Origin of the sequence: Billgrantia kenyensis, assembly GCF_013697085.1 — a bacterium.
In the GTDB taxonomy this organism is placed as follows: domain Bacteria; phylum Pseudomonadota; class Gammaproteobacteria; order Pseudomonadales; family Halomonadaceae; genus Halomonas; species Halomonas kenyensis.
In genome coordinates this window covers 1-23242 of the sequence record NZ_JACEFT010000004.1, presented here as the reverse complement: position 1 = coordinate 23242, position 23242 = coordinate 1, and the positions used below count along the sequence as shown (strand labels likewise).

The 23242-nt window shown below is 63.4% G+C and carries 21 protein-coding genes; 8 read left to right on the top strand and 13 right to left on the bottom strand.

Annotated features, from left to right (window positions below):
- Positions 1 to 104: 104 nt before the first annotated feature.
- Positions 105 to 1355, top strand: coding sequence for a PQQ-dependent sugar dehydrogenase (locus H1D44_RS05230; protein ID WP_181513786.1), 1251 nt, complete (start codon positions 105 to 107; stop codon positions 1353 to 1355).
- 207 nt (positions 1356 to 1562) lie between these two features.
- Here the strand turns inward: H1D44_RS05230 and H1D44_RS05225 are convergent, their stop codons facing one another.
- The 3 genes from H1D44_RS05225 to H1D44_RS05215 form a co-directional block, all read right to left on the bottom strand.
- Entirely contained in the window at positions 1563 to 3737 is a 2175-nt protein-coding gene (locus tag H1D44_RS05225; protein ID WP_181513785.1) for an ATP-binding protein, read from the bottom strand.
- A gap of 40 nt (positions 3738 to 3777) precedes the next feature.
- Entirely contained in the window at positions 3778 to 4296 is a 519-nt protein-coding gene (locus tag H1D44_RS05220) for a putative pterin-binding protein (RefSeq protein ID WP_220127988.1), read from the bottom strand.
- Positions 4297 to 4415: 119 nt separating this feature from the next.
- Complete coding sequence (locus tag H1D44_RS05215) at positions 4416 to 5231, bottom strand: DUF2189 domain-containing protein (RefSeq protein ID WP_181513784.1); 816 nt, start codon at positions 5229 to 5231, stop codon at positions 4416 to 4418.
- Positions 5232 to 5572: 341 nt separating this feature from the next.
- On the opposite strand from H1D44_RS05215, the gene H1D44_RS05210 reads away from it, so the two are divergent.
- From H1D44_RS05210 to soxZ, 4 genes are all read left to right on the top strand, one after another.
- The gene (locus tag H1D44_RS05210; protein WP_181513783.1) at positions 5573 to 5947 is read left to right on the top strand and encodes a c-type cytochrome; all 375 of its coding nucleotides are present in this window, start codon (positions 5573 to 5575) and stop codon (positions 5945 to 5947) included.
- Positions 5948 to 5957: 10 nt separating this feature from the next.
- On the top strand, positions 5958 to 7274 hold the full coding sequence (locus H1D44_RS05205; RefSeq protein ID WP_181513782.1) for an NAD(P)/FAD-dependent oxidoreductase: 1317 nt from the start codon (positions 5958 to 5960) through the stop codon (positions 7272 to 7274).
- Positions 7275 to 7394: 120 nt separating this feature from the next.
- Positions 7395 to 8417: a YeeE/YedE family protein gene (locus tag H1D44_RS05200; protein ID WP_181513781.1), complete on the top strand. Its 1023-nt coding sequence runs from the start codon at positions 7395 to 7397 to the stop codon at positions 8415 to 8417.
- Positions 8418 to 8434: 17 nt separating this feature from the next.
- Positions 8435 to 9262, top strand: coding sequence for a thiosulfate oxidation carrier complex protein SoxZ (gene soxZ / locus H1D44_RS05195; protein ID WP_181513780.1), 828 nt, complete (start codon positions 8435 to 8437; stop codon positions 9260 to 9262).
- A 75-nt stretch (positions 9263 to 9337) separates the two neighbouring features.
- On the opposite strand, the gene H1D44_RS05190 is transcribed toward soxZ, so the two are convergent.
- From H1D44_RS05190 to H1D44_RS05170, 5 genes are all read right to left on the bottom strand, one after another.
- Positions 9338 to 9766: a universal stress protein gene (locus H1D44_RS05190; RefSeq protein WP_181513779.1), complete on the bottom strand. Its 429-nt coding sequence runs from the start codon at positions 9764 to 9766 to the stop codon at positions 9338 to 9340.
- Positions 9767 to 9777: 11 nt separating this feature from the next.
- Entirely contained in the window at positions 9778 to 12375 is a 2598-nt protein-coding gene (locus tag H1D44_RS05185) for a TRAP transporter permease (protein WP_181513778.1), read from the bottom strand.
- A 152-nt stretch (positions 12376 to 12527) separates the two neighbouring features.
- The gene (locus H1D44_RS05180; RefSeq protein ID WP_181513777.1) at positions 12528 to 13508 is read right to left on the bottom strand and encodes a TAXI family TRAP transporter solute-binding subunit; all 981 of its coding nucleotides are present in this window, start codon (positions 13506 to 13508) and stop codon (positions 12528 to 12530) included.
- A 271-nt stretch (positions 13509 to 13779) separates the two neighbouring features.
- Positions 13780 to 15168 (bottom strand): KamA family radical SAM protein, encoded by a 1389-nt coding sequence (locus H1D44_RS05175; protein ID WP_181513776.1) that lies wholly within the window; start codon positions 15166 to 15168, stop codon positions 13780 to 13782.
- A gap of 213 nt (positions 15169 to 15381) precedes the next feature.
- Positions 15382 to 15609: a DUF2798 domain-containing protein gene (locus H1D44_RS05170; protein WP_181513775.1), complete on the bottom strand. Its 228-nt coding sequence runs from the start codon at positions 15607 to 15609 to the stop codon at positions 15382 to 15384.
- Between the two features lie 145 nt (positions 15610 to 15754).
- On the opposite strand from H1D44_RS05170, the gene H1D44_RS05165 reads away from it, so the two are divergent.
- The gene (locus H1D44_RS05165; protein ID WP_181513774.1) at positions 15755 to 16279 is read left to right on the top strand and encodes a macro domain-containing protein; all 525 of its coding nucleotides are present in this window, start codon (positions 15755 to 15757) and stop codon (positions 16277 to 16279) included.
- Here H1D44_RS05165 and H1D44_RS05160 read toward each other — a convergent pair.
- The 3 genes from H1D44_RS05160 to H1D44_RS05150 form a co-directional block, all read right to left on the bottom strand.
- On the bottom strand, positions 16267 to 17571 hold the full coding sequence (locus H1D44_RS05160) for a TRAP transporter large permease (protein WP_181513773.1): 1305 nt from the start codon (positions 17569 to 17571) through the stop codon (positions 16267 to 16269). The two genes, H1D44_RS05165 and H1D44_RS05160, sit on opposite strands and share 13 nt — an antisense overlap.
- Entirely contained in the window at positions 17561 to 18040 is a 480-nt protein-coding gene (locus H1D44_RS05155) for a TRAP transporter small permease (RefSeq protein ID WP_181513772.1), read from the bottom strand. The genes H1D44_RS05160 and H1D44_RS05155 overlap by 11 nt, the downstream gene beginning before the upstream one ends.
- A 63-nt stretch (positions 18041 to 18103) precedes the next feature.
- Complete coding sequence (locus H1D44_RS05150) at positions 18104 to 19114, bottom strand: DctP family TRAP transporter solute-binding subunit (RefSeq protein WP_181513771.1); 1011 nt, start codon at positions 19112 to 19114, stop codon at positions 18104 to 18106.
- Between the two features lie 191 nt (positions 19115 to 19305).
- Here H1D44_RS05150 and H1D44_RS05145 point away from each other — a divergent pair, with 191 nt between their 5' ends.
- Positions 19306 to 20163, top strand: coding sequence for an EamA family transporter (locus tag H1D44_RS05145; RefSeq protein ID WP_181513770.1), 858 nt, complete (start codon positions 19306 to 19308; stop codon positions 20161 to 20163).
- Here the strand turns inward: H1D44_RS05145 and H1D44_RS05140 are convergent.
- The gene (locus H1D44_RS05140; protein WP_181513769.1) at positions 20160 to 20684 is read right to left on the bottom strand and encodes a DUF192 domain-containing protein; all 525 of its coding nucleotides are present in this window, start codon (positions 20682 to 20684) and stop codon (positions 20160 to 20162) included. The genes H1D44_RS05145 and H1D44_RS05140 overlap by 4 nt on opposite strands.
- On the bottom strand, positions 20681 to 21415 hold the full coding sequence (locus H1D44_RS05135; protein WP_181513768.1) for a GntR family transcriptional regulator: 735 nt from the start codon (positions 21413 to 21415) through the stop codon (positions 20681 to 20683). The genes H1D44_RS05140 and H1D44_RS05135 overlap by 4 nt, the downstream gene beginning before the upstream one ends.
- 164 nt (positions 21416 to 21579) lie before the next feature.
- Here H1D44_RS05135 and glpK point away from each other — a divergent pair, with 164 nt between their 5' ends.
- The gene (glpK, locus tag H1D44_RS05130) at positions 21580 to 23085 is read left to right on the top strand and encodes a glycerol kinase GlpK (protein ID WP_181513767.1); all 1506 of its coding nucleotides are present in this window, start codon (positions 21580 to 21582) and stop codon (positions 23083 to 23085) included.
- Positions 23086 to 23242: the final 157 nt, after the last annotated feature.

The window sequence follows — 23242 nt, the reverse complement described above, 5'->3', positions numbered from 1 at the left end:
CGCGGTAATCGCCTTGAGCCGCGGCACGGGCTTTCCTACGCTGGCTAGGGACCGGCGCTTGACGGCGCCGCTTCCCCTGGCTCGCCTGCAAGGAGCAAAGCGATATGCAGCTATACGGACCCCTTCCCCATCCGCGCTTTACGCGCCCCCCTCTCGCCATCGCCATTGCCAGCGGCATGGCATTCGCCGGACTCGCCCACGCCGAGGTCCAGGTCACCAACGAAGAGGTGGCCTCCGGTGTGGAGAGCGAAGAGGCCACCCTGACCGTGACTCAGGTGGTGGGCGGACTCGAGCACCCCTGGGCTGTGGCCTGGCTGCCTGACGAGCGCATGCTGATCACCGCGCGTCCAGGCAACCTGTATCTCGTCGACGGCGACGAGGTGACCGAAGTCGGCAACCTGCCCAAGATCGATGCCGAAGAGGATCAGCGAACCGCTCCCGAGGGCGGCAACCAGGGCGGCCTGCTGGATGTCGCCGTGCATCCCGATTACGACAGTAACGGCTGGATCTACTTCACCTACTCCAGCCCCGGCGACGACGACTCGGTAATGGGCGACGACGAGTACGGCACCGGCACGGCGCTAGCCCGTGCACGCCTGAGCGAGGACGGCAGCGAACTGACCGACCTCGAGACGATCTATGCCCAGGTGCCGCGTACCGCGCCCGGCCGCCACTACGGCTCGCGCATCGTGCTGCCCGACGATGGCAGCGTGATGTTCTCCATCGGTGATCGCGGCATCCGCTACCCCTCCCAGGATCTCACCGATCCGGGTGGCTCGATCATTCGCCTTCACGAGGACGGGGGTGCCTTCGAGGGCAATCCCTTCATCGGTGCGGAGCCGGGCAACCTGCGCCCGGAGATCTTCTCCTACGGCCATCGCAACAACCAGGGCCTGGCACTGCACCCGGAAACCGGCGAGCTGTGGGCCGTCGACCACGGCCCCTCTGGCGGCGGCGAGCAGCTCTACATCGCCGAACCCGGCAGCAACCACGGCTGGCCGCAAGTCTCCTTCGGCACGGAGTACGATACCGGCGAGTTCATCGGCATCGGTGAGGTGGCCCCCGGCGTCAAGCCGCCGGTTCACGTCTGGGAAGACACCCTGGCGCCCTCGGGGCTGGCCTTCTACACCGGCGAAGAGTTCACCGAGTGGGAGAACAACCTCTTCATTGGCGCCCTCTATGCCGAGCGTCTCCATCGCGTGGTGCTGGATGGAGAATCCATCGCTCATGAAGAGATCCTGCTGGAGAACGAGCTGGGCCGCATCCGCGACGTGCGCCAGGGCCCCGACGGCCTGCTCTACGTGCTGACCGACGAGAGCGACGGCGGGCTCTATCGCATCGAACCCGAGGCCTGACGCTTAGCCGTAACAACGTTTCAAAGCTTGGCCGTGAGCGTGAGCAGCCGCTCCACCAACAGCAAGCACTGGTGCAGGGGCTTGAGCAGAAAATCGAGCCCCTCGCGCCAGACCCGGCTTAGGCCAATCCAGCGGAGCTGGAAGAATTCGGGATCACCGGCAGCCGACACAGAATCAGATAATACTTGCAGCTACCAGAACATTGCATCAACACGCCTGGGACTGGTCGGCCAGCCAGCCCTGCAGCGAGTCTAGCGTGAGCGGGATAGCTGCCTGAAGTGCTTTCAGCTTGGCCTCCGCCCCGGGGAAATCTTCCTCGCTGGCCAGTCGCTCCAGTTCTTGAGCGATGGCAGAAAGCCCACAGCTGCCGAGGCTGCCCGACTCACCCTTGATACGGTGGGCGATCCTGCCCAGAGTCGCCAGATCGCCCTGGTTCAGCGCCGACTCGAGATCGGCGACATGGCTGTGCAACTGCTCGTCATGCACCTGAACCAAGGTGGCAAGAGCGGCCGTTCCCAGCGACTCCTGCAGCTCCTCGAGGACACCGACATCGATCATGTCCGAGGGCGTTTCCCTTGCCTTGCTGACAGCCGTCTCGCTCACCCCGGTCAATCCGCGCCTCAGCGCGAGCGCCAACTCGTGACGCCGCAGCGGCTTGACCAGGTAGTCACTCATGCCCGCTGCCAGACAGATCTCCCGCTCTGCCCCCGGCCCCCCCGCCGTCATTGCAACGATCGGTACCTGCGCGCACCAGCCGCCCGCCTCCCGCATACGGCGGGTGGTTTCCAGGCCGTCCATGCCGGGCATCTGCACGTCCATGAAGATGATGTCGAACGCCTCGTTTACCGCCATTTCCAAGGCCTTGGGGCCACTTTCCGCAACGCTCACCTGACAGCCAAAGCGCTCCAGCATCGCTTCTGCGACCTGCTGATTGATCGGATTATCCTCGACCAGCAGCACCCTCCCCCCCGCGCTGTACTCCAGTGCCGGCTGTGGCTCGAGCGGTTCAGCCTCCTCGTCCGAAGCCGCCTCCAGCGGCAACTCGATCCAGAAACAGCTGCCCTCGCCGGGCCGGCTGTCGAGCCCGATCGTACCTCCCATGGCCTCGGTCAGGCGCTGGCTGATGGCAAGCCCCAGGCCGGTGCCGCCATAGCGTCTCGCCGTGGAGGCATCCGCCTGGCGGAAGGGCTCGAAGAGCCAATCATGCTTGTCCTCGTCGATACCTGGGCCGGTATCGCGGACCTCCAGCCTGAGCCGGCCCTGCGGGCTCCGGCTGGCCTCGACGGCCACCTTTCCCTGCTCCGTGAACTTGATGGCATTGGAAAGCAGGTTGAGCAGCACCTGGCGCAGGCGGGCCGGGTCGCCCATCATCCGCTCCGGAAGGTCCGGCGAGACATGGGTGTCGAGTTTGAGCCCCTTTGTTTCTGCGCGCAGCGCAAACAGGCGGCTTGCATCGCCGATGAGCGATACCAGTCGGATCGGACGGCGTTCGAGCTCCAGCTTGCCCGACTCGATCTTGGAGAAATCGAGAATGTCGTTTATCAGTTCCAGCAGTCGCGCTGCACTGACGTTGAGGGTCCGGGCATATTCACGCGACCGGGAGTCGATCGGCTGGTCTGCGAGCAGGTCGCTCATACCGATGACACCGTTGAGCGGCGTGCGGATTTCATGGCTGACCGTGGCCAGGAACTCCGACTTCGCCTGGCTGGCCGCCTCCGCCCGATGTGCCGTGGCCTGCAGCTCACGGCTCAGCGATTCCAGCGAGCGCCGCGCCTCGGCATTGTCACGCGCTTCTCGCACCAGGAATATCACCACCAGCAGCGCGGCGAGACTCATGGCCAGGATCAGGGCCAGCAAGACGGCATACAGCGTCTGCAGCACTTCCCGGTCTCGTATGGCCGATTCGGCCAAGTGTCCATTGACGGCAATGATCAGCTGCTCGGAGAGCCCTCCCACGCGCTCCAGGCGGTCGGAAATGACCCAGCGCTCCCCCTGCTCGAGCTGGTCGATCTCGTCGAGCAGGGCATCGATGTCCTCCATGAGCAAGACCAGGTTGGGCAGGAGCCGGTCGGCTTGGGAAATCTGCTGCAGCAGTGGGTTGACGTCGCCGCGCTGCAGCAGGTTGACTCGGCTGTAGATCAGCTCGAAGCGCAGCCTCAGGGCATCGAGCGTCCGAGCGCTACCGACCTGCAATGCCAGGTCACTGCGCAGCTGGACGATATCGCGATCGAGCTTGTGGGCATGCCAGGCGAGGTCACCGACGACGCTCTGGTGGAGGGCGTCCTGGCGCCAGGCAGCAAGCCCCACCACCACCAGGGCAGAGGCAAAGAACAGCAGCGCCGCGGCCGCCCCCAGCTTCAGTCGCAGCGGGTAGCGCAGCATGCTTCAGCGCCTCGAAAACCGGCGTCGGCACAAGGAGTCGTTACGGCACATCGACGGCTTCCACATGCCACACGGAGCGATGACGGATCGTCTCGTTGAGAAGTTCCGGATGTTCATCAAAGGGATAGAGCACAATAACAGGCCCCAGGTCGCGGACGGCAATTGCCTCGCCATCACGCTTGATTGCCAGGATGACGTCATACTCCTGGAGGTCGCTGACGGGTATCTCGATTTCGTACTCGTTCAGTGCCAGGACCCGTACATACTCGCTCTCGGCACCGGCCGCCTCGAGTACGGCACGAAACAGGGGACCCTCGAAGCGCCCCACGCCCTCGGTCCATGGCGTTTGCGTCTCGACGACCCGCGGCGATAGAGCCATCAGCTGGTCACGGTCGAGGTGCAGTTCGTCGGCGACGTTGGGGTTATCGACATTTCCCGTCACCCTGAGCAACACCTCGCCCTCCGGCGGCGGCAAGGGAGCAGCCAGCGCCGGGATCAAGCTGGTCGCAAGCAGAATAGCGGCAGTAGAGATTGCACGACTTGGCCATGATCGATGCATTGATACTATCCGGGACAAAGGGGATGTGGCCAAGCGTACGCGAAACTGAAGGAAAGTTCAGTTGGAAGTGCCAGGATGTGATACGACAGGGGGCGCCGGCCCCCTGTCGGCTGTCTTGGTCACGATTCGAGCTTATCGACCGGCTCGCAGCGAACCAGGTCCTCGTAGGCGTGCCAGCTGGCGTGGCCGAGCACGGGCAGGATCAGTGCCAGGCCAATATAGAAGGTGAGCACCCCCACCAGCACGCAGCCCGTCAGGATGGCGGCCCACAGCAGCATCGGGCGGAAGTTGCGTGCCACGGCACGCACGCTGGCTTCGATTCCCTCCATGAAGGTGAGGTCCTGGTCCATTAGCGTCGGAATGGCAACCGCGCTGATGGAAAACGCACCAAAGGCCAGCACGGCGCCCACCGCTGTCCCCACGGCAATCATGCCGAGACCTTGCGGTGTCGTCAGCAGAGAAGCGTAGATCTCTGCCGCTCCCGGCGCCTCATAGCCGAAGAACAGGGCAAACAGCAGCGTGGCCAGGCGGATCCAGGCCAGGAAGAAGATCATCATCATCACGCCCATCATGGCCAGTTGGCCGGCATGCGGGCGCCAGGCACCGAAGGCATCTCCCAGGTGCGGGGCTCGACCGGCTTCCAGGGCACGACTGATGCCATAGGAGCCGACAGCGACCAGCGGTCCGATGAACATGAAGCCCGCCACCATCGGCAACAGCCAGTGCCACAGGTCGAGGACAATGGCGCCAGCGGTGACGGCAATGCTCAGCCCGACCCAGAACATCCCGTAGGCGAGACTCACGGCAGTCGCCTGACGAAAGTCCTCGAAGCCGGCCGCCAGCCAGGCACGCGGCCTGTCCATGCCCACCGGGTTGATGGTTATCTTGACGTTGGGAATTGAGGCTTTTCCGGCGCTTCTTGTTGCTGCGTTCATTTTTGTACCCCGTTTTATCGCCTTGGGAAGACAAAGTCAGCGTCTTGCCAGCCAGGAGGCCCGGATGACGTCTTGTTGTATTCGTACTGTAGTTGACCGCGCACAAGCATGCCGAGCAAAGTTGTCAACGCAGCAGAAAGAACTCTCAACACACTATTGCAGCAGGCCAGCCAGCAAGGCTCGGCAATCAGCTGAAGCCATGTCACAAGAAATAACGCGAGTGATATTTCTCTCGTTCTGTCATAAGAGAATGCCGAAGTATTCCTTCTTGCGCCCTGCATTTGGCTTTAACATGCTGAATTAGGGTAGTAATAAAAGATAACGCAATCAGGAGCCTGACGATGAATCGGTCGATTCGCAGGGCAGTAACACCGATCATGGGCACTCTACTGTCCTTGGGAGCCGCCACCACGGCTGTCGCCGAAACCAACCTTTCCTCCGAGCAGGTAGGCCTACTGGCTAGCGCCTGCGCCAACTGCCACGGCACCGATGGCCGCCGGTCAGGTAGCGTGCCGACCATCGCCGGAAGACCCGCCGCCGTGCTCGAGTCGCGACTGCTCGCGTTCAAGCACGAAGAGACAAGCGATACCACCATCATGGATCGTATCGCCAAGGGCTTTACCGATGAGGAGCTGGTCGCCCTGGCCGGGCACTTCGCCGCCATCGACCCCGAGGCCGAAGGCGATTCGCCAGCAGACCAAGAACCGCAGGAGTGAGAGGCTCGCCATGACACAGCATTTCAAAGGTACCGGCATCAGTCGCCGGCAGATGGTCAAGGGGCTGGGCGCCGCCACCCTCCTCCCCCTGGTTGGCGGTATTTCCCCCTTTGCCATCGGTGGCCAGCACGCCGGCAAGGTCGTCGTCGTCGGCGGCGGCTTCGGTGGCGCCACGGCAGCCAAGTACCTCAAGCGCGCCAACCCCGCCATCGAGGTCGTACTGGTCGAGCCCGCCGAAACCTTCTATACCTGTCCCTTCAGCAACCTGCACTTGGGCGGTCTGCGCAGCATGGATTCCATCGCTCACGGCTACGACGAGCTGCAGGATCGCTATGGCGTGCGGGTAATCCACGCCACGGCAGAGGACATCGATGCCGCGGCGCATACGGTCAAGCTCTCAACCGGCAGTGAACTGGAGTATGACCGCCTGGTGCTCTCACCCGGGATCGACATACGCTGGAATGTCCTGGAAGGCTACGACGAAGACGCTGCCGAGAAGGCACCGCATGCATGGAAGGCCGGAAGCCAGACCGAAAAGCTTCGTGCCCAGTTGGAAGCCATGGAGGATGGCGGCACTTTCGTGATGGTGGCGCCGGACAACCCCTTCCGCTGCCCGCCCGGTCCCTACGAGCGAGCCAGCCTGGTGGCCAACTACTTGGCACAGTACAAGCCCAAGTCCAAGGTGCTGATTCTCGATGCCAAGGACAACTTCTCCAAGCAGGGCTTGTTCATGGAGGGCTGGGAACGGCTTTATGGCGACCGCATCGAGTGGGTGGGACTCTCCGACGACGGTCGCGTGACCCGAGTGGATGCGGACCGCCTGGAGGTCGAGACCGAGTTCGGTACCGTGCATCAGGCCGACGTGCTCAATGTGATACCACCGCAGAAGGCAGGCTGGATCGCCGAGCGGGCCGGCGTTACCGACGACTCCGGCTGGGTACCGGTCAAGCCGGAGACCTTCGAGTCCCAGCAGGCCGAGGACATCTACGTCATCGGTGATGCCACCGTTGCCGCACCGATGCCCAAGTCCGGTTTCTGTGCCAATGCCCAGGCCAAGGTCGTGGCAGTGGCCATCGCCGCTTCATTGGAGTCGCGCCCCGCACCTGCGGCGCACTGGACCAATACCTGCTATAGCCTGGTCGGGCCCGAATACGGTATCTCGGTCGCCGGCGTGTATCGCGTCAAGGACGGGGTGATCGCCGAGGTGGAGGGCTCAGGAGGAGTCAGTCCGATGGATGCGCCGGACACCACCCGTGCGCTGGAAGCTGAATACGCCGTCGGCTGGTACAACGCCATCTGCCAGGATACCTGGGGTACCCAGACCTGACACCGGCCAGCTTCAAGGCGTTATAATCCCCGGGGCTTTCGCAGGCCAGGGGCGTCGCACACACGGGCCACCTCAGGGTGGCCCGTTCCCATGTAATCCATGTCATGAGGCATTTCCACCATGAGTCATACCGAGCTGGTCGTGTGGGCAGGGCTGACGATTGGCCTGGTCTTTGGCGCCACGGCTCAGCTATCCGGCTTCTGCCTGCTCAGGAGTCTCCACCATACGCAGCATTCGGGTGATACGCGCAAACTGCGCGCCTTTGCCCTGGCCATGGGGGTGGCCTTGCTGGGCAGCCAAGCCCTGGGGGCGAGCGGCATGGTATCGCTCGAAGCCTCGATCTACACCGTGCCCAGCCTGGCATGGCTGGCCCTGCCGCTGGGTGGACTGCTCTTCGGCTATGGCATGGCGCTGGCAAACGGCTGCGGTGCCCGTGCCCTGGTGCTTCTCGGCAGCGGAAACCTGCGCAGCTTCGTGGTGCTGGTCTGCCTGGGCCTTGCTGCCTACATGGTGCTCTCGGGTGTTCTCGCTCCTCTTCGCCTGTGGCTGGAGAGCTTTTCCCTCACCCTGCCCGCAGCCACGCTGCCACAGCTGCTCGGGTTGCCGGGGTGGCTTCCGGCGCTGATCATCGGGGGCTGCCTTGCAGCCTGGGCTTTTTCCGGCCGGGAGTTCCGCGCGTCGCCACGTGACTGGATCGCCGGCCTAGTCATCGGCGCCCTGGTTCCCGCCAGCTGGTATACCACCGGCGTGCTCGGCTTCGACGACTTCGAGCCGGTGCGCCTGGCTAGCCTTACCTTCGTCGCCCCTATCGGTGAGTCCCTGCAGTATCTGATGCTCTCCACCGGAACCCGCCTGGGCTTTGCCGTCAGCGTAGTAGGGGGCGTGCTGCTGGGCGCTGTACTGATGGCACTGCTGCGCCGTGACTTCAACCTGCGCTCCTTCGACTCGCCGACGCATATGCTGCGCAGCATGGTGGGCGGAACACTCATGGGGATAGGCGGGGTCATGTCTCTGGGCTGCTCCATCGGCCAGGGCCTCTCGGGCTTCTCGACGCTATCCCTTGCCTCCCTCATCGCCGTGGCAAGCATCATGCTGGGCGCCCGGCTGGGAATCCACGGCCCCCTGGCGTTGTCCAAGCCTTGACTCAACCGGAGAAGCCAATGCATTCGTCCTCTTCCTCACGTTTCATCCTCCTGGGCCGTCGGCTGCTGCGCGGACTGGGGGTTGCCATCACCGGGCTCGGCCTGGCTACGTTGGCGCTACCAGGCCTGGCAAGCGAGCCCTGGCAGCGCCTGGAGGCCGCCCAGAGCCTGCTGGGCGATAGCGAACCGCATACCCAGGGGCTGACACTCGACCTGCCGCATGTCTCGGAGGATGGCTCGGCCGTTGCGCTCACCGTCAGTTTCGATGGCGAGCTCGACGAGGGGGACTACATCGAGCGAGTCGACCTGTTTGCCAACGCCAACCCCTCTCCCGAGATCGCCACCTTTCACCTGTCACCGCTAAGCGCCAAACCGGAGATCTCCACCCGGGTCCGCCTCAACGAGACCCAGGAAGTGATTGCCATCGCCACCAGCCACCAGGGCGAACGCTTCGCCACTGCCCGCGAGGTACGCATCACCGTGAGCGGCTGCCTGGTACGTGCCGGCGGCGAAGCACCCGACGCGCTCTCAAATCCACGGGTGAGCATTGCGTCCGGCCTTGCCGCTGGAGAGCCGGCCGAAGTGCGCACGCTGATCAATCACCCCATGGAAACCGGCCTACGCGAGGACGACGACGGTGACACCCTGCCCCGCCACATCATCGAGCGCTTCAGCGTGTCGATCGAGGGCGATACGGTATTCGAGGCAGAGCTGCACCAGTCGATCTCTGCCAACCCCTACCTGCGCTTCTTCCTCACTCCCGAGCAGAGCGGGGAGGCAGAGTTCATCTGGCAGGACGACAGTGGAGAGACGGCACGACACGTGGCCGAGATCGACCTTTCCTGACGTCGCACAGCGACTCGCAAGAACGCAGACGCCCCGGTCACTGACCGGGGCGTCTGCACGTGAACCTCACCACGCTCAGCGCACGATCATCACCGACACCTTCGAATGATGAACCACGTGCTCGGCATTGGGCCCCAACACGTAGTCGGCGAACTTCCGCTTGTTGTGCGAGGCCATCACGATAAGGTCCACTTCGAGCTTCTTGGCAGTCTTGACGATCGCCTCCCAGGGCGAGCCATCGACGATCACCGACTGCACCTTGATGTCATCGGGCACATGCTCCTTGATGAACTTGTGCTGGGCCTCGGATACCGCCTCATGAGCCTTCTTCGAGAAGTCGCGCGGGAAGTAGGATCCCACCAGCGGCATGTGGTAGTCCGGCAGCACCGTCACCACATGCAGCGAAGCCCCGAAGGTATGGCACAGCGTCAATGCTGTGGGCAGCGCCTTGGCCCAGGAGGACTCCTCATTGAGATCGACCGACAGCAGAATCTTGTTGTACATCTCACCCCTCCTCAAGCGGCATGGGCGGTTGACGTCTGCCGTTGCTTACGCTGACGCTGCAACAGCACCACCAGGCCGAATACCAGGAAGCCCGGGATCCACATCCACTCCTTGGCCCAGCGATCCACCGGGGCCAGGACTTCGATGATCTCCTGATCGAAGTCGAAGCCGATGTCCGCCGCCAGGCTGCCAAACTCGACGAAGTCGACGATGGCCTCGTCCCCATCGATCCACAGTTCCATGCCCAGCCTTTCCATGCGTTGCTCGGCGGTATCGCCCCGCGGTACCGGTACCAGGAAGTAGGTGGTCATGGGATCACCGAAGGCATCTTCCCCGGCTATCTGCACACGCAGGTTACTGCCATCCTCGACCTGGCCCAGCGCCTGGGCGAATTCCGCTGGCGGAATCGACTGGTAAGGGTCGTGGATGCGATCCATCCAGTAGCCGGGGCGGAACAGGGTGAAGGCGACGAGCAACAGCAGCACGGACTCGTACCAGCGGCTGCGCACCAGCAGATAGCCCTGGGTGCCAGCGGCGAAGATCAACATGGCGATGGTCGCAATGATGAATATCACTATGCCCTGCAGCCAGCCGACGTCTATCAGCAGCAGGTCGGTATTGAAGATGAACAGGAACGGCAGCGCCGCGGTGCGCAGGCTGTAATAGAACGCCTGGAAGCCGGTACGCAGCGGATCACCGCCCGAGACCGCCGCCGCCGCGAACGACGCCAGCCCCACAGGTGGCGTCACGTCGGCCATGATGCCGAAGTAGAAGACGAAGAGATGAACCGCGATCAACGGCACGATCAGGCCGCTCTGCTGGCCCAGCATCACGATCACTGGGGCCATCAGCGCCGACACCACGATGTAGTTGGCAGTGGTGGGCAGCCCCATGCCCAGGATCAGGCTGAGTACCGCCGTGAGCAGCAGGATCAGCATCAGGTTGCCCATGGCCAGGATCTCGACCACGTCGGCCAGTACCAGCCCGACACCGGTCTGCGAGACCGCGCCCACCACGATCCCTGCGGTAGCCGTGGCGATACCGATGCCGATCATGTTACGGGCACCGGCGACCAGGCCGTCCCACAGATCGAGAAAACCCTCCTTGATATCGGCAGCGATACGGCTACGACCGCGGAAGAAGGCGGTGATGGGACGCTGGGTGATCATGATGAAGATCATGAACACCGTGGCCCAAAAGGCCGACAGCCCAGGCGAGAGACGCTCCACCATCAGGCACCAAACCAGCACGATCACCGGCAGGATATAGTGCAGCCCCACCAACACCGTGGGCTTGGTCCGTGGCAGCTTGACTACCTTTGAGGCCGGGTCGTCGAGCTCGAGTTCCGGGTAGTTCGAGCCAAGCTTGAGCAGGCCGACATAGATGACGGCCAGGCCAACGCCAACGACCCAGGGCGTGGCATCGCCCAGCACCGGCTTGAGCCAGCCCAGGCCATAGTAGACGGCAAACGACAGCGCCATCAGCAGGATCAAGCCGGTCAGGAAGCCGAGCACCTTGTTGAGCAGAGGCCGTACCGGGTTGCTCGAGGGCAAGCCCTGCATGTCCGCCTTCAAGGCCTCCAGGTGGACAATGTAGATCAGGGCAATGTAGGAGATCACTGCCGGCAGGAAGGCATGCCGGATGACCTCCACGTAGGGAATGCCGACATACTCCACCATCAGGAAGGCCGCCGCACCCATAACCGGCGGCATGATTTGCCCGTTCACCGACGAGGAGACCTCGACCGCACCGGCCTTCTCGGCCGGGAAGCCTACCCGCTTCATCATCGGAATGGTGAAGGTACCGGTAGTGACGGTGTTGGCAATGGAAGAGCCGGAGATCAGGCCGGTCATCCCGGAGGCTACCACGGCGGCCTTGGCCGGCCCTCCCTTGTAGTGACCGAGCAGCGAAAAGGCGACCTTGATGAAATAGTTGCCGGCGCCGGCCTTGTCGAGCAGGGCGCCGAACAGCACAAACAGGAACACGAAGCTGGTGGAGACGCCCAGGGCAATACCGAACACGCCCTGTGCCGTCAGCCACTGGTGGTTGACCAGGCCGTACAGGCTGACCCCGCGATGGGCCAGGATACCCGGCATGTAGGGGCCGAGCAGTGAGTAAAGGATGAAGACCGAAGCCACGATCATCAGTGGCGGCCCAAGGGCCCGCCGGGTCGCCTCGAGCAGTACCAGGATGCCGACCACGCCCACGATCACATCGCGCAGGATGGGCGAGCCCGGCCGCTCGGCAAGCTCAGCGTAAAAAAGAAAGATATAGGCGGCACAGAAGGCCCCCACCAGCGCCAGCACCCAGTCCTGCAGCGGGATACGATCGCGCGGCGAGCGCTTCAGCGCCGGATAGGCCATGAACGCCAGGAAGGTGGCGAAGGCCAGGTGGATCGAACGCGCCTCGACGGCGTTGAAGACCCCGAAGCGAAAGATATATGGCAGTGGCGAGGCGATCCAGAGCTGGAACAGTGACCAGGCGGCAGCGGTGCCGACCAGCAGCTTTCCGGGGGCACCCAGCGGCTTGCGTGCTCCGGTATCGCTGGAGGCGACCATATCCTCCAGATCGACCTCATTCTTACTTGGCTTGGTTTTTTCGTCAGTCATTGCCGATTTGCCCCACCATGACTTGTGCTGGTGTCGCCGGTGCGTGAAAAGAGCCAGGGTCACCCTGACGGCGGCCTGGTGCAAACAGATGCGCGGACCCTCCCGGGTCCGCGCATCTCACCTGAAGGGGTTTTCAGCCCTCCTTCACGAATTCACTCGATCCAGCCGCGCTCGCGATAGTAGCGTGCAGCACCGTCATGCAGCGGTGCGGTCAGGCCGTCGGAGATCATGTCCTCTTCATTGAGGTTCTCGAACGCCGGGTGCAGGCGCTTGAAGCGATCGAAGTTCTCGAAGACCGCCTTGACGGTTTCGTAGACGATCTCCTCGTCGAGGTCGGCATGGGTCACAAAGGTCGCTGCAACGCCGAAGGTCTCGACATCCTCGTCATTACCGCGATACAGGCCACCGGGAATGACTGCGTGAGTGTAGTAGGGATACTCCTCGACCAGAGCGTCGATCTCGTCACCGGTCACCGGAATGATGCGAGCGTCGATCGTGGTAGTGGCTTCCTGGATGGAGCCGTTGGGGTGCCCCACCACGTAGACCATGGCATCGATGTTGTTATCGGACAGGGCTGCAGCCTGCTCGGCGGCATCCAGCTGGGAAGCCAGCGAGAAGGTGTCTGTATCCCAACCCATGGCCTCCATCACCACGTTCATGGTGTTGCGCTGGCCCGAGCCCGGGTTGCCGATGTTGACGCGCTTGTCGGGGAAGTCGGAGAAGTGCTCGATGCCGGAGTCGGCACGTGCAACAACGGTCAGCGGCTCACCGTGCATGGTGAAGACCGCGCGCATCTCCTCCCAAGGGCCATCGGACTCGAAGTTGGCTTCGCCGTGATAGGCACGGAACTGAACGTCGGATTGCACCACGCCCATGTCGAGCTCGCCGGACTTCATGCCATTGACGTTGGCCACGGAGCCGCCGGTGGAGGGAGCGTTACAGCGTACGTTGTGCTCGTCGCTGCCGCGGTTCACCATGCGGCAGACGGACTGACCCACCACATAGTAGACGCCGGTCTGGCCGCCGGTACCGATGGTAATGAATCGATCCTGGGCCACGGCAGGCGCGGAGAACATGGCAGCGCCCAGCAGAGCTCCCGAGAAGGCGGCTGCGGAAAAAGCATGGCGTTTCATTAACACACCTCTTGACATTATTGGCTAGCTTGATTTTTGAAAGCAAGATCCCTGGGTCGCCAGGCGAAAAGCGCTGGCTGACGGATGCTACCGCTCTAATCTACTTTAGCGAAAAAAACGACAGCATGGAGGGTCTTTTTCCACTGAAATTAATAATAGCCGGCCTTTTCGTTTAGGGAGCGTTAATTCCCAAGGGGCATATGCTGCAAGAGTACGGCCATAGCTTATGCTCCGGACCGAGAGCGGGCAGCCTCGCGGCTGCCTCCATGCTTCAGCCGGCCTTCAGTATCAGCGCCTGCTTCTCGTCCTTCATGGCGGCAAAATCGGCCTCGTAGAAAAACTCGCTTTCGCCCAGGGCCGGCTCGAGATGGTTGAGCCAGGTGGCGTTTTCATCGTACTTGGCGAAGAACGGCCGTTGCACCCAGTCGCTGTCGCGGCCCTGGATGAAACGCAGCACGAAGACCTTCTCGCCGTGGATCTCGGTGACGCCCTGGATCTCCACCTTGCCCGGGTCGGCAGACATGGAGGGCCCGCGGGCGGTCCGCGCAAGGCCCGGTACCTGTTTCATGGCCTCGCGGTAGATCTCCCAGGCTTTGACCAGCGGCACCTCGAAGTAGTGACGAGCACCGGTATCGCGCTCGACGAACATGTAATACGGAATCATGCCCAGGCGCACCTGAGTGGTCCACATGCGCGCCCACTGGTCGGCGTCGTCGTTGATGTGCTTCAGGAGCGGCGCCTGGGTACGGATCTCGGCGCCGGTGGCACGAATGCGGCGGATCGCCTCGCGGCAGATTGGGGTATCCATCTCCTTCCAGTGGTTGAAGTGCGCCATGAAGGCCACATGCTTGCCGGCAGCGGTGAGCTCGCGGAACAGCGCCAGCAGGTCCTCGGCGTCGGGGTCAGTGACGAAGCGATAGGGCCAGAAAGTGAGGCTCTTGGAGCCGATGCGAATGTCCTGCACATGGTCCAGCTCGGGAGCCATCAGCCCCTCCAGGTACATGCGCAGGTGCTTGGCCTTCATCACCATGGGGTCGCCGCCGGTCAGCAGCAGGTCGGTGACTTCGGTGTGCTCGGCCAGGTAGCGATGTAGCGAGTCGGCTTCGCTGGAGGCGAACTTGAGTTCCTTGTCGCCCACGAACTGCGCCCAGCGGAAGCAGAAGGTGCAGTAGCTGTGGCATACCTGCCCCTGGCTGGGGAAGAAGAGTACCGTCTCGCGGTACTTGTGCTGCATGCCGGGCAGCGGCTCGCCGTCGAGCAGCGGAAGGTTGAGATCCATCTGCCCTGCCGGGTGAGGATTGAGCTCAGCGCGAACGCGCTCGATCACCGGCTTCATCTCGGCAGCATCGGCGCCACGGCGCACCAGTTCTGCCACCTCGTCGAAATGTTCAGGCCTCAGCATGCCCCGCTGGGGAAAGGTGAGCTGGAAAACAGGATCGGCTGGCACATTGTCCCAGTCGATCAATTCATCGATCACGTACTCGTTGACCCGGAACGGCAGTACCTGGCTCACCACCCGCATATCGAAACGCAGATCTTCAGGCAGCGCCTGAATCGCCTCGATCTTGTCCAGTTGACGATGGGTATAGACCTTGAATTGGCGGGCCTCGATCAGCTCGGCCCCTGCGTCGCCGAGAGCGATATTCACACGCTGGTTCATTGTCTCCTCCTGTTGTCATGGGCCAGGCCAAAACCCTGCGCTGTGGCGTGAGAACGCCATCACCAACCAGAAGTCGGCGAGCCGTGGCTTATCGGGGGGAGCACATTGGTACCGTCTGAACGGAGAAGTTGCAAGTTTTTGCGTCTATTTGCAACGAATGTCACGCTATCTTGGTAAAAATGCAACGATTCGTTCGCCACCAGACCCCGCGTTTCAGGCCTTTTTCACCAGTCGCCCAACGAGACGTTGAAGACGCGGTGCACCAAGCAGTATCAGGGCAAAAGCGACCGGCCAGGCGATATAAAAGGCGCGCCACCAGCGATGCAGGAAGCCATCGCCGAGTCCGGTATTGACCCAGGTGATGACGAAGGTCATCAAGGTAACCATGTAAATGGACATCAGCACGGAAAAGACCAGCGGCGCAAAGCGTGAGGGGATCATGCGGAAACTCCGAAAAAAGAAATAACCTTATAACTCGAATCATACCAACATGCGTGCCGCGACGCCCGCTTTGAATGGTGTGAACCGCTTGATGTCGCTCGACCTCACCCGCCAGACTGAAACCACACCTCAGGGAGACGCCATCATGACAGCCAAGGTCGAATGCCTTCAGGGCGACATTGCCAATCAGCCCGACATCGATGCCGTGGTCAATGCCGCCAATGCCCTGCTGCGCCCGGGCGGCGGGGTGGCCGGTGCCCTGCACCGTGCGGCAGGCCCCGAGCTCGACCGTGCCTGCCGCACGCTGGCTCCGATTCAACCCGGTGAGGCGGTGATCACCGAGGCCTTCAACCTGCCCAACCGTCACGTCATTCATTGCCTGGGGCCGGTCCATGGCCGCGATACGCCGGAAGCGAAGCTGCTCGCCGATTGCTATCGCAATGCGCTCGAGCTGGCCGAGCGGCAGGGCCTTGCCAGCATCGCCTTCCCCGCCCTCTCAGCCGGCGCCTTCGGCTACCCCCTCGCGGAGGCCGCCCGTGTCGCCCTTACCACGGTGCAGGAGACGCTGCCTCGCTGCCCCGGCATCGAACGGGTGCGCTTCGTGCTGTTCGATGCCGGCAGCGCCAAGCTCTTCCAGGACACCCTGGATTCACTCGATCAGACGTTGTAACCAAGCACCCTTGGCAGCCACAGGGCGATTTCGGGAAAGATAGCGACCAGCGCCAGCGCGCTGGCCATGGCCAGCACGAACAGCAGCGCCCAGCCCACGGTCTGCTCCAGGCGTATCCTGGCGATGTTGGTGGTCACCATCAGGTTGACCGCCACCGGCGGAGTGAACTGGCCAATGGCAATGTTCATCGCCAGCAGGATACCGAACCACACCGGGTTCCAGCCGAAATGCTGCATTACCGGGATCAGGATCGGCATCATGATCAGGTAGATCGAGATGGCATCGAGCAGCATGCCGGCCAGGAGCACCGCCAGCATGATCAGGATCAGCAGCAGCACACCGTTGTCGGTGAGCCCGATGATCCACTCCGCCAGGTGGCGGAAGGTGCCGAGCATGGTACCGGCCCAGGCGAAAATACCGGCCAGGGCGATGATCAGCATGACCACGCCGGAAATCACCGCCGCTTCGCCGAGCAGGCTCCACAGGTCGCGCCAGCCGATCTCGCGGGTCAGGAACAGCCCGACCAGGGCACCGTAGGCCACCGCCACCACGGCGGCCTCGGTGGGCGTGAACAGCCCCGAACGCAGACCGCCCAGGATCAGCACTGGCGCGAACAGTGCCGGCAGCGCCTGCTTGAAGGTTTCACCCACCTTGAGCCGTTCGGCACCCTCCACTGGCGTGCCGCCCTCCCAGCCGTAGCGCTTCGAGACCAGCAGCGCCGGCACCAGCAGCGCCAGGCCGGCGAGGATGCCGGGGAAGAGCCCGGCGGCGAACAGCGCCCGCAGGTCGACCCCGGGCACCACGATGGAGTAGAGGATCAGCGCCACCGAGGGTGGGATCAGAATCGCAGTGGAAGCGGACGCGGCGATCAGCGTGGCCGAGAAGGGCTTGGGGTAGCCGGCCTTGGTCATGCTCGGCAGCATCACCATGGCCACCGCCGCGGCGTCCGCCGGGCCGGAGCCGCTCATGCCGCCCATGATCATGCACACCAGCACCGCCACCAGGGCCAGGCCCCCATGCCGCGGCCCGATCAACGCCTGGGCGAAGCGCACCAGGCGCAGCGCGACCCCGGCGCGCTCGAAGATCAGTCCGGTCATGATGAACAGCGGAATGGCGATCAGAGGATACTTGGCGATGCTGTTGTAGGTGTTGGTGCCCAATGTGGCCAGCATGTCAGGCGAGAGCCCAGCCACGATTCCCACGGCCCCCGCCAGGGCCAGCGAGAAGGCCACCGGCACGCCGGCGATCAACAGCCCGGCGAAGGCCAGGATCATCCACAGGTCAGGGCTCATCGTCGAGCCTCCCGCGCAGACGGTCGAGGGTCTGCTGCAGCAGACGCACCAGCATCGCCGCCGACAGCAGCGGCAACCACAGCAGGTACCACCACTGCGGCAGGCCCAAGCCCGGCGACAGCGACTCCCACTGGTACTCCTCCCAGGTCAGCTTGGCACCGAACCAGGTGATCAGCCCCAGCACGATGGCACCACAGAGCCCCTGGAAGACGATCAGCGCCCGCCGTGGTGCGGCCGGCAAGGCTCGCTCGAGCAGACCGATACGAATGTGACCGTTGCGCCGCAGCGCCACCGAGGCACCGGCGAAGGTCAGCACCACCAGCAGGAATACCGAGAACTCCTCGGTGAAGGCCAGGGAGCCGCCGGTCACGTAGCGGGTAATGACGTTACCCAGACTGATCAGCGAAATGATCGCCAGCGCCAATGAGCCCAGCCAGCGCTCGGGCCTGGCATCGGGAGAGAACTTCATGGAAGCCTCGCATTGAAAAGACCCGGCCCCAAGAGAGGAGCCGGGGTTAGGCGGGAAGACGACTCAGCGAGCCTCGATGGCCTGGCGTGCGGCCTCGACCAACTCCGGCCCGATGCGCGGAATCCACTTGTCGTGCACGCTGCGCGTGGCATTGACGAAGGCGGCATGCTGCTCTTCGCTCAGCTCGGTGACCTGCACGCCGCGCTCCTGGATGTCGGCCAGACGCTCGCTCTCCTGCTCGCGGGTCATGGCGATCTCCCACTCGCCGGCTTCGACTGCCGTTTCCCGCAGGATCTCGCGATGCTCTTCGGAGAGCGAGTCCCAGATGCGCTGGTTGACGGCAAAGATCAGCGGGTCGTTCATGTAGTTCCACAGGGTCAGGTACTCCTGCCCCACCTGGTCGATACGCGCCACGTCGAAGACCGAGAGCGGATTTTCCTGGCCATCCACCGCACCGGTGGTCAGTGCCGGCTGGGCATCGGTCCAGCTCATCTGGGTGGGATCGGCCCCGAGCGCAGTGAAGGTGTCCTGGAACAGCGGCGAGCCCACCACGCGGATCTTCAAACCATTGAGATCTCCTGGCTCGCTGATGGCCCCTCGAGAATTCGACAGCTGGCGGAAACCATTCTCGCCCCAGGCCAGCGGAATCACGCCGCGGGACTCGATGGCCTCGAAGACCATTTCGCCGGCTTCGCCGCCGGTAACGGCATCGACCGCCGCCTCGTCGGGCATGAAGAAGGGCAGGGAAAACAGGTTCAACTCGGGGACCTGTGGCGACCAGTTGATGGTCGAGCCCACGGCCATGTCGATCAGGCCGGAACGCATGGCGGAAAATTCACGGGTCTGGTCGCCGGCCACCAGCTGGGAGTTGGGATAGACACGCAGGGTCAGCTCGCCCCCGGTGCGTTCCTCCACCAGTTCGGCCCACTTCTCGGCAGCCTGTCCCCAGGGGAAGGCATCGGACAGCACGGTGGAAACGGACAGCTCCCGCGCCTGCGCCGAGAGCGAAGCGGTGAGTACGGCGGCACCGGCCAGTGCCGCGGCAATACGGGTGATACGGCATTTTGAGGTCATGACGTGTCCTTGCTACTGGGCCGGCTGCATGGGACCGGCCATGATTATCGTTCTGGTTGGCATCGACGAGTGTCGCCACGCATCGACATTCTACGATGTCGTGCGTTGAATGGTAGTCTGTCGACGGCATCGGCGACGCAGCGGCATGAGGCTGCTACCCTCGCCGGGCTATCCATGCCGAGGAGTCTGCCGTGCCGCTGCGCGACCTGTTGCTGGGCCTTTCGATCGTAGCGATCTGGGCCTTTAACATCATCGTCATCAAGCTGGGCGTGGAGGAGCTGCCACCCCTGCTGCTGACCACGCTGCGCTTCATGCTGGTCGCGGTGCTGCTGGTCCCCTTCCATCCCGTGGCGCGTCATCATCTGCCGTTCCTGCTGCTGCTCTCGGCAACCTTCGGCACCCTGCACTTCGCCCTGCTGTTCATCGGCCTGGGGCAGGCAGAAGCCGGCACCGGTGCCCTGCTGGTACAGATGGGAACGCCCTTTGCCACGCTGCTGGCGGTGCTGTTCCTGGGCGAGCGTCTGAGCCTCAAGCGCATGGCCGGCCTCGTGCTGTCGTTCGGCGGGGTGGTGGTGCTGGCCGGTGGCCCCAGCCTGCCCTCTGCGCTGCCCATGACGCTGCTGCTGCTCAGCGCCTTCGGCTGGGCCGTGTCACAGCTGCTGATCAAGAAGGGGCCCAATATCCCGCCGCTGGCACTGGCCGGCTGGACGGCCCTGCTCGCTGTGCCCCAGGTCGCCATCGGTTCCTGGTGGTTCGAAAGCGGCCAGGTGAGCGCCATGGCCAGCGCTGGCTGGTTCGGCTGGGGGGCAGTGTTCTATACGGCAGTAATGTCGTCGATCGTCGCTTACGGCATGTGGTACGGCCTGCTGCGGCGCCACCCGGTGAGCCGGTTGGCCCCGCTGAGCCTGATGGTGCCAATGGGGGCGGTGATCCTGGGTATCGTGCTTCTCGGCGAAAACCTCAACACCCATGTGCTGTTCGGCGGCGTCATGGTCATCGCCGGGGTGGGACTGATCGTGATTCGCTTTCGCGCCTTGTTCGGCCGCTAGTCGCAGCCGGATTGCCGGCCGGGCCAGGAAACGCAGGCGCCCTTCTCGATTCCGCGTTCGGCGAAGTAGCCCGCGTTGACCTCCAGGGCCGCGATATAGGTCACGCCAGCCAAGGTCACCGGACACTCTTGCGGGTCGCGCGACGGGCAGGGCAGCATGGTGTAGATGGCCGCGATACGGCCATCGGCATCGAGGAAGGCAATGTCCAACGGAATCAGAGTGCGATACATCCAGAAACCGCCATCCGGCGGCTGCGGGGTCTGGTAGAGAAACAGCATCCCCGCATCGTCGGCCAGGTAGTCGCGCTCCATCAGCCCTCTCATGCGCTCGGCCGAGGTACGCGCCACTTCCACCTCCAGCCGGTGGCTCTCGCCATCTGCGTGAATCTCCAGGGGTGCAGTTTCGAGCCTGGCCGGCCCCTCGGCACCGGCTGGCCACTGCCAGGCCAGCAGCAGCGCCGCCAGGCCAGCCAGGGCGACACCCTGCACCCGGCGGCTCAGCCAAGCGCTGGCGGCGATCACGGAGTGGCACTCTCACGCTGCCCCAGGATCGCCATCAGATCGATGCGCGTTTCACGAGTACTGAGGTCGAGCAGCCCTTCGAGCGCCTGCAAGTGGTCATGAATGCAGCGACGTGCCGCCTCACCGTCACCGGCGCGCAGGTGGTTCAGCAAGGCCGGATGATCTTCTGCCAGGTAACAGCTCGCCAGCCCGGCACGCTTGTAGAGTGCGATGACGATGGAGGTGCGCAGGACAAGATCCGTGAGCATGGCCCCGAGCACCCGGTTGGGGGAATGCTCGGCAAGCAGGTGATGAATCGCCAGCGAATGCTCGATGCGTGCCGCCTCGTCGCCACGGGCATGGGCACCGGCCTCCTTCTCCACCAGCATGTCAATGGTCGCCAGCAGCTCAGCATCGAGCCGCCCGGCCAATAGCGCCGCCACCTCGCCTTCTACCAGACGGCGGGCGGCAAAGGTTTCGCGGGTTTCCTCGATGCTGGGAGCACGCACCCGGGCCACCTGGTTGGGCTGCTGGCTGACGACGTGATCGGCAGCCAGCCGGGTCAGGGCCTTGCGCACCACCGAGCGGCTGACGCCGAAGATTTCACCCAGTGCCACCTCGGGCAGACGTGTGCCGGGCGGCAGGCGCTGGTTCAATACCGCGGTTCGAACCTTGTCGACGATAAAGCGATCGCTGATGCGTCCCCCCGCCCTGACGGCGGCCTGGACGTCTTCCTGCCAGGAATGACTCATACTGTCCCCTTCACTGCGATCTCTTACCGAAACACCATCGCATGTTTCCCATCAGATCACCACAGATCGAACCATTATTGTATACAAAAATAACATCCTCTGATCGAGGCTACAGTACGGTACTAGAACAAAGCAGTATGATCCGATAAAGCAAGGAGCCCGCTATGGAAAAACGATACATCCTGTCATTCGATCAGGGCACCACCAGTTGCCGAGCCATTCTCTTCGACCAGGACGCCCGGATCGTGGGCGTGGCCCAGAAGGAGTTTACTCAGTACTACCCCACCCCCGGCTGGGTGGAGCATGACGCCATGGAGATCTGGGGTAGTCAGATGGGTGTGGCTCGGGAGGTCCTGGAAACCCAGGGGATCAAACCCTCCGAGGTGGCCGCCATCGGCATCACCAATCAACGCGAGACCACCGTTGTCTGGGACCGTCATACAGGCAGGCCTGTCCATCACGCCATCGTCTGGCAGGACCGCCGTACCGCACCACTGTGCGACGAGCTCAAGGCGCGAGGGCTCGAACCCTATATCCGCGAGGCGACCGGCCTGGTGGCAGACGCCTATTTCTCCGGCACCAAGATTCGCTGGATACTGGACAACGTCGAGGGTGCGCGAGAGCGAGCAGAACGTGGTGACTTGCTGTTCGGCACCATGGACACCTGGCTGATATGGAATCTCACCCGGGGCGAGCGCCACATCACCGATGTCAGCAACGCCTCACGCACCCTTCTGTACAATATCCGCTCCCTCGAGTGGGACCGCCGCCTGCTTGATGAGCTCGGGGTTCCGGCTGCCATGCTGCCGGAGGTGCGCCCCTCCAGTGAAGTCTACGGCACTACCGATGCCAAGACATTCGGCGGCGCTCGGATTCCCATCGCCGGTATAGCCGGCGACCAGCAGGCCGCCCTGTTCGGCCAGGCTTGCTTCGAGAAAGGCATGGTCAAGAACACCTACGGCACCGGCTGCTTTCTGCTCATGAATACCGGCGAGACACCTGTGCCTTCCAGATCCGGCCTGCTCACCACCATCGCCTGGGGGCTCGACGGCAAGGTGGAGTACGCCCTGGAGGGCGCCATCTTCATTGCCGGAGCGGCCGTGCAGTGGCTGCGCGATGAGCTCAAGCTCATCGATTCGGCCGAGGATTCTGAGTACTACGCCGGCAAGGTGGAGGATGCCGGTGGGGTCTACGTGGTGCCGGCCTTTGCCGGACTCGGCGCGCCGTACTGGGACATGTATGCACGCGGGGGGATCTTCGGCATCACCCGGGGCACGCGCAAGGAGCACATCACTCGGGCCACCCTGGAGTCACTGGCCTACCAGACTCGCGACGTCATAGAAGCCATGCAGGCCGACTCCGGCATTACCCTCAAGGCCCTGCGGGTGGACGGCGGTGCCGTGGTCAACAACGTCATGATGCAGTTCCAGGCCGACATGCTGGGTGTCAACGTGGAGCGCCCCACGATTACCGAATCGACCGCGCTGGGTGCAGCGTACCTGGCCGGTATCGCCGTGGGCATGTGGACCCAGCAGGAGGTGGCCGACAAGGCCAAGCTGGAGCGCACCTTCGAACCCCAGATGGACGTCGAGCGGCGCGAGCGCAACTACAAGGGTTGGAAGAAGGCCGTCCGGCGTACCATGGACTGGGAGCGGGACGACACCGACTGACGGCACCAGCCGGCGACACGACGAAACCCGGCTGCCGGGCACCGGCAGCCGGATTGGCACATTGGCCGTCTGGCCGTCACACCTCGAGAATCTTCATCGTGTTGGTCCCGCCGTGGGCGTTCATGTGGTCGCCCCGGGTCAGGATGACATGATCCCC

Bases quoted from the DNA above. Each gene is read 5' to 3' on its own strand.
- H1D44_RS05155 (WP_181513772.1), bottom strand. From the start codon at position 18,040: ATGAAGTTCTCTCCCGATGCCAGGCCCGAGCGCTGGCTGGGCTCATTG.
- H1D44_RS05190 (WP_181513779.1), bottom strand. From the start codon at position 9,766: ATGTACAACAAGATTCTGCTGTCGGTCGATCTCAATGAGGAGTCCTCC.
- H1D44_RS05220 (WP_220127988.1), bottom strand. From the start codon at position 4,296: ATGCATCGATCATGGCCAAGTCGTGCAATCTCTACTGCCGCTATTCTG.
- H1D44_RS05185 (WP_181513778.1), bottom strand. From the start codon at position 12,375: ATGACTGACGAAAAAACCAAGCCAAGTAAGAATGAGGTCGATCTGGAG.
- H1D44_RS05160 (WP_181513773.1), bottom strand. From the start codon at position 17,571: ATGAGCCCTGACCTGTGGATGATCCTGGCCTTCGCCGGGCTGTTGATC.
- H1D44_RS05170 (WP_181513775.1), bottom strand. From the start codon at position 15,609: ATGATCCCCTCACGCTTTGCGCCGCTGGTCTTTTCCGTGCTGATGTCC.
- H1D44_RS05210 (WP_181513783.1), top strand. From the start codon at position 5,573: ATGAATCGGTCGATTCGCAGGGCAGTAACACCGATCATGGGCACTCTA.
- H1D44_RS05215 (WP_181513784.1), bottom strand. From the start codon at position 5,231: ATGAACGCAGCAACAAGAAGCGCCGGAAAAGCCTCAATTCCCAACGTC.
- H1D44_RS05200 (WP_181513781.1), top strand. From the start codon at position 7,395: ATGAGTCATACCGAGCTGGTCGTGTGGGCAGGGCTGACGATTGGCCTG.
- H1D44_RS05135 (WP_181513768.1), bottom strand. From the start codon at position 21,415: ATGAGTCATTCCTGGCAGGAAGACGTCCAGGCCGCCGTCAGGGCGGGG.
- H1D44_RS05175 (WP_181513776.1), bottom strand. From the start codon at position 15,168: ATGAACCAGCGTGTGAATATCGCTCTCGGCGACGCAGGGGCCGAGCTG.
- glpK (WP_181513767.1), top strand. From the start codon at position 21,580: ATGGAAAAACGATACATCCTGTCATTCGATCAGGGCACCACCAGTTGC.
- H1D44_RS05225 (WP_181513785.1), bottom strand. From the start codon at position 3,737: ATGCTGCGCTACCCGCTGCGACTGAAGCTGGGGGCGGCCGCGGCGCTG.
- H1D44_RS05230 (WP_181513786.1), top strand. From the start codon at position 105: ATGCAGCTATACGGACCCCTTCCCCATCCGCGCTTTACGCGCCCCCCT.
- H1D44_RS05180 (WP_181513777.1), bottom strand. From the start codon at position 13,508: ATGAAACGCCATGCTTTTTCCGCAGCCGCCTTCTCGGGAGCTCTGCTG.
- H1D44_RS05150 (WP_181513771.1), bottom strand. From the start codon at position 19,114: ATGACCTCAAAATGCCGTATCACCCGTATTGCCGCGGCACTGGCCGGT.
- H1D44_RS05165 (WP_181513774.1), top strand. From the start codon at position 15,755: ATGACAGCCAAGGTCGAATGCCTTCAGGGCGACATTGCCAATCAGCCC.
- soxZ (WP_181513780.1), top strand. From the start codon at position 8,435: ATGCATTCGTCCTCTTCCTCACGTTTCATCCTCCTGGGCCGTCGGCTG.
- H1D44_RS05205 (WP_181513782.1), top strand. From the start codon at position 5,958: ATGACACAGCATTTCAAAGGTACCGGCATCAGTCGCCGGCAGATGGTC.